This window comes from Anabaenopsis sp. FSS-46, assembly GCF_029891665.1.
GTDB lineage: Bacteria > Cyanobacteriota > Cyanobacteriia > Cyanobacteriales > Nostocaceae > Anabaenopsis > Anabaenopsis arnoldii.
The window spans coordinates 1-5,238 of the sequence record NZ_JANQDG010000019.1 but is presented as its reverse complement, the minus strand read 5'-3'; the positions used below and the strand labels follow the sequence as shown (position 1 = coordinate 5,238).

Here is a 5,238-nt window from a genome sequence, read left to right as displayed (position 1 = left end):
AAAACTATCTATAGCTGACCGAAAATCTCTAACCTCCGGTCTGACATAATTAATAAAGTTGGTAATGAGTGCGTCTAAAGCTTCAGCATCTTTCATCGATACCCGCTGGGTTTCTGTGGCGTTTTGAATTAAAACCGCAGTCTGGGAATCTTCAAAGAGGATGTTACTACTGGGGTAACCTTTGTTTAACTTTTTGTCTATTTCTTCGTCTAAGTTATCATATTGGTCTTTACTTTCCCAGTAACCCCAATCTAATCGCAAGGCATCTTTAACGGTGCCATCGGGGTAAACTAGTTTACCATTGGGTAATTTAAAGTCCAATTCGGGAATTAGTAGAAAGTCTCTGGGTTGGCAATATTCATTTAAGAGGTTTTGAAAAGCCACGCGAATAGAAGTTTCTTTGCGGGAACCGCCAAACTGAATAATTTTGGCTACTTCTGCTTGGTACTGGCTAATCAAAAGTCTGGACATGGGGAAACTAGGGGATATACAAGGGCAGAAATTTCAATATAGAGGATAGCTGTTAGTAATTTAGCAGACAGTTTATTAAAATTTATACAAGTGTAAATAACTTTAAGTTAGAATAGCTGTAAGTTTGTCATCTACCCTAGGGTAGAGATAAAACCCCCCATGTGATCTATCATCTATTCGTTTATATCCACTATCTGTTTTTGAACGCAAAGGGCGCAAAGGTTGGCGCAAAGGTACGCAAAGGTTTATTGGCGGTCTAGACTATGATCACATACATGATTTTCTAGTCACACAGATCCCGGACTTCTGTCCAAATTATACTAGACTATGCCAATTATGTGAGAAGTCGGGGATCTGGCACCCCTCCAAAGATACCCCACTAGCGATCGCTTGAATATGAGATGGGTGATGGATACTTATCACTGGGTTTTGGAGTTGGAGTTTAAAAAAAGGGTAGACCCTTGAGCCTACCCCAAAAAAGCTGAAATAATATTGCTTAACCCAATAAAGCCTTAGCTTTAGCCAATACGTTATCAACGCTAAAGCCAAATTTCTCCATACAAACACCACCGGGAGCGGAAGCGCCAAAGCGGTCAATACTCACGGTATCACCTTCGCTACCGACGTATTTATGCCAACCGAAACTAGCAGCAGCTTCTACAGACAACCGCTTAGTTACAGCTTTAGGTAGAACAGACTCTTTATAAGCTGCTTCTTGCTCATCAAACAAATCGGTAGAAGGCATAGAAACAACGCGGACTTTTTTACCTTCTGCGGTGAGTTTCTCAGATGCGGTTACACACAGACTCAATTCAGAACCAGTACCGATCAAGATAATATCTGGTGTACCTTCACAGTCTACTACTGTATATCCTCCCTTAGCCACATTCTCAACTGAAGTACCTGCCAAGTTAGGAACATTCTGACGGGTGAAAGCTAGCAGAGTCGGATCATTCTGCTTGGCTCTTTCAATCGCCACCTTGTACGCGCCAGAGCATTCGTTACCATCTGCGGGACGAAATACAGTCAGGTTAGGAATAGCACGCAGGGAAGCCAGAGTTTCTATAGGTTGGTGTGTGGGGCCATCTTCACCTTGTCCAATGGAGTCGTGAGTCATCACCCAAATTGCTCCAGCTTTAGACAGAGCAGATAAACGGATAGCCGCCCGCATATAATCTGTGAAAATCAAGAAGGTAGCACCGTAGGGAATTAATCCCGAACCATGAAGAGCTATACCATTACAAATTGCTCCCATAGCGTGTTCCCGAACACCAAAGTGAATGTTGGGGTTTTGGTATGCTCCTTTTTGGAAGTCGCCTTTACCCTTGAGTTCAGTTAAGTTGGAGTGGGTCAAATCCGCAGAACCACCAATTAACTCAGGTAAAACCGCTGACAATTTATTGAGGCAAGTTTCCGAGTGTTTACGGGTAGGTAGTCCTTTATCTTCGGGGGTGTAGGTAGGCAATACTTGCTCCCAACCGGCGGGCAGTGTACCATTGAGGTAACGTTCAAACTCTGCGGCTTCTTGGGGGTATTTAGCCTTGTAATCAGCAAATGTCTTAGTCCACTCAGCTTCGTAACCTGCGCCACGTTCTACAGCTTTGCGTGTGTGATCAAGAACATCTTCAGGAATTACAAAAGGTTCGTGTTCCCAGCCCAAATTCTTGCGGGTTAATGCTACCTCATCTCCACCCAAAGCGGCACCGTGAATACCAGCAGTATTAGCCTTGTTGGGGGAACCATAACCGATGGTGGTGGTTACCTTAATCATGGTGGGCTTGTCGGTGACGGCTTTGGCGGCTGCAATTGCTTGGTCAATAGCCTCTAAATCTGTATTTCCATTTTCAACGTGTAGGACGTGCCAACCGTAGGATTCAAAGCGTTTTGATACATCTTCGGTGAAGGCTACATCAGTAGAACCATCGATAGAGATGTGGTTGTCGTCATACAATGCAATCAGTTTGCCTAAGCCCAAGTGACCCGCAAAGGAAGCCGCCTCACCAGATACACCCTCCATGTTGCAACCATCACCTAAAATTACATAGGTATAGTGGTCAACAATTTTGGCATCAGGTTTATTGAATTTAGCAGCCAAATGAGCTTCGGCGATCGCCAAACCCACACCATTAGCAATTCCTTGACCCAGGGGACCGGTGGTGACTTCTACCCCAGGGGTTTCAAAATTTTCTGGGTGGCCTGGGGTCCTAGACCCCCATTGACGAAATTGCTTAATATCCTCAATACTGACACTATCATAGCCTGTCAGGTAAAGCAGGGCATATTGCAACATGGAGCCATGACCCGCAGACAAGATAAAGCGATCGCGGTTGAACCACTTAGGATTTTTGGGGTTAAATCGCATAAAGCGATCCCAGAGGACAAAAGCCATAGGAGCCGCCCCCATGGGTAATCCTGGATGTCCCGATTTAGCTTTTTCTACGGCATCAACCGCCAAAAAGCGAATAGAGTTAATACAAAGTTCTTCGAGGGATTGGGTTGCAACAGCCATAATTTCTGATATTTAACGACGGGTTAGCATTCTTGGAAGTTCTTTTCTCCCTGTGGTGAATTTGAACAATTAACAGTTATAGGTGATCAGTGTTATGAGTTCAGCCTGTTAACTGAGCATTCATTCAAATTGTCCCACAGTAAGTATGTTTATCATCCCATTCCCTATGGTTGATCGACAAACGGGATCTCCTGAGATTCTACTGATAAATCACCGCCATCATTAGGTCATGCTGAACCATTGATTGAGCAATGAAGGATGTTTGTGATACTTTCGCAGAAAATCAACTCAGGAGAGGCCAAAAACGGCAAACTGGAGAATTTTAGACATATTTCTTAAAGGCCAGTGTGACATTATGACCACCGAAGCCAAAAGAGTTAGATAGTGCCACATCAACCTTTTGAGCGCGGCTGTGATTAGGGACATAATCTAAGTCACACTCTGGGTCTGGGTTTTCTAAATTTATAGTAGGGGGAATTTGATCATTAGCGATCGCTAACACAGTCGCTACTGCTTCAATACCTCCCGAACCGCCCAAAAGATGACCGGTCATCGACTTGGTAGAGCTGACAGGGACTTTATAGATATGCTCGCCCAAAGCCGTTTTCATAGCCGCGGTTTCTGTAGAATCATTAGCCGGGGTGCTAGTCCCATGAGCATTAATATAGCTAACCATTTCCGGGGTGAGTCCACCATCTTTGAGAGCCAATTGCATAGCCCTAGCCGCACCTTCTCCCCCTGGTACTGGGGCGGTCATGTGGTAAGCGTCACAGGTCATCCCATAGCCCACCATTTCCGCATAAATGCGAGCGCCACGACTCAAGGCGTGTTCTAGTGATTCTAGAATCAGAATACCCGAACCTTCACCCATAACAAAGCCATCGCGATCGCGATCGAAAGGACGACAAGCATGAGCCGGGTCATGATTGCGAGTGGAAAGGGCCCTAGCTGCGGCAAATCCAGCCACACCTAAAGGGGTAATTGCCGACTCACATCCCCCGCAAATCATCGCCTGAGCATAACCATTTTGAATTAGGCGAAAAGCATCACCAATGGCATTAGAACCGGCAGCGCAGGCGGTCACAGAGCAGGAATTAGGACCTTGAGCACCGGTGTGAATCGCCGTTAATCCCGCCGCCATATTGGCGATCATCATGGGAATCATGAAGGGACTACAGCGATCAGGTCCACGGTTGAGGTAGATTGTTTGCTGGTCTTCCATCACCTTCAACCCACCAACGCCGGAGCCAATTATCACTCCCACCTGCTGAGAATTGAGTTCATTAATCACCAACTTGGCATCAGATACAGCTTGTTTAGCAGCGGATACCCCAAATTGGGAAAACCGATCCATCCGCTTGGCTTCTTTGCGATCCATATAAGCAAGGGGATCGAAGTTTTTCACTTCACCAGCAATGCGACAATCATGGCTAGACGCATCAAAAAATGTGATTTTGTCAATGCCATTACGTCCGCTTAACAATCCTTCCCAATATTCATCTGGTGTATTACCAATAGGTGTAATCGCGCCAACACCAGTTACAACAACACGGTTACGTTTATAATCTGTCATTTCTCAGTTAAAATTGGCGAGAAAGCTGCAAAAATAGGGACTCGGTACTGGGAAGCAGGTATGGTCATAAACCCGATAATAGTTAATTGAGAAGATTTTGCTCCATATCTAATTATTACCAGTACTAAATACCCAGTACCCAATTCCCAATGGCTATTTAAGCCGATGCAGCAACTTGTTCGTTGATGTAATCTACCGCCTGTTGAACGGTAGTAATTTTCTCAGCGGCTTCATCGGGTATTTCGATATCAAATTCTTCTTCCAATGCCATCACCAATTCCACCGTATCTAGGGAATCAGCTCCTAGATCATCGGCAAAACTAGCCTCTGGTTTAATTTTGTCCTCTTCAACACTTAGTTGGTCGACAACAATTTTTTTGACCTTTCCAAAAATGTCTGTTTCACTCATACAATAAAATTCCTTGACCGGTTGCTATTATGCGCTGCTATATAAAACATAGACAAAGCTAGACTTTACTTTCTACTTCAACGGGAGCATGGGAGCGGTTATCCCTTAGTAGACTTGCACGCCTTAGCCAGACGCGATATTTCTCAAGTTAAGATTTACAAGAAAGACTACCGCTATCATTGCTTGGTTTTCGCGTTGGCAATAGTCTTAATTCAATACTTGATATCGTAGGATTATATATCAAGTGGGCGATTTTCTTAACTCACTTATGTCAAT

At 44.6% G+C, this 5,238-nt stretch carries 3 protein-coding genes and 1 pseudogene; all 4 read right to left on the bottom strand.

What is annotated here, in order from left to right; translation table 11 throughout:
* Nucleotides 1-471: pseudogene (locus NWP21_RS02145) on the bottom strand (DNA methyltransferase); the annotation flags it as partial.
* Between the two features lie 496 nt (nt 472-967).
* Complete coding sequence (gene tkt / locus NWP21_RS02140) at nt 968-2,980, bottom strand: transketolase (protein ID WP_280791437.1); 2,013 nt, start codon at nt 2,978-2,980, stop codon at nt 968-970.
* Between the two features lie 322 nt (nt 2,981-3,302).
* Nucleotides 3,303-4,553 (bottom strand): beta-ketoacyl-ACP synthase II, encoded by a 1,251-nt coding sequence (fabF, locus tag NWP21_RS02135; protein WP_280791436.1) that lies wholly within the window; start codon nt 4,551-4,553, stop codon nt 3,303-3,305.
* Nucleotides 4,554-4,710: 157 nt separating this feature from the next.
* Nucleotides 4,711-4,962, bottom strand: a complete 252-nt coding sequence (gene acpP / locus NWP21_RS02130) for an acyl carrier protein (RefSeq protein ID WP_271732076.1) — start codon at nt 4,960-4,962, stop codon at nt 4,711-4,713.
* Nucleotides 4,963-5,238: the final 276 nt, after the last annotated feature.